This is a genomic window from Staphylococcus croceilyticus (assembly GCF_002902575.1).
Lineage (GTDB): Bacteria > Bacillota > Bacilli > Staphylococcales > Staphylococcaceae > Staphylococcus > Staphylococcus croceilyticus.
Window position 1 is genome coordinate 1 of sequence record NZ_PPRD01000128.1, and the last position, 526, is coordinate 526.

General features: G+C 27.4%; 1 protein-coding gene. It reads left to right on the plus strand.

The genetic code is table 11. From position 1 onward, the window contains the following. The coding region (locus tag CD128_RS11185; protein ID WP_231917331.1) for a HAMP domain-containing protein at window positions 1–445 on the plus strand (445 nt) is incomplete at its 5' end. Window positions 446–526: the final 81 nt, after the last annotated feature.

Consider the following 526-nt stretch of genomic DNA (forward strand, 5'->3'; position numbering starts at 1 on the left):
TTTATTTTTTACAGTTTTACTACTATTAATCATTGTAGCTTCTCGTTATATATACAGCATTGTTAAAAAACTGAATTCACTAGATGAGAAATTACAAACCATTGCCTATGATAAAGATTTACCAGAAAAATTGGATTTACCACCTACTAAGAATGATGAAATTAATCGAGTAGGACATTCTATTAATATTTTAATAGATAGATTACGTGCAAGAGAATTAGAAATTCATGAAAGCAAAGTTCAAGAAAATAATTATATTAATCAACTATCTCATGATATAAATACACCTTTAACAGCACTTAATTTAGAACTTTATCAACTTGCTTTGCGTTATCAAATCGACGAAAAAGACATCGCTCTATCTTATGAAAAAATTAGTTATATCTCAAATTTGATTAAAGCATTACCAGCTAAAGATGACATATCTAATTTTTATACATGTTGAGTTGTCAATTTAAGTGCAACAACTCAGAATTTAAAATTTCATAAGACGTCTTCCAATTAAGACACTTTCTAGGACGATGGT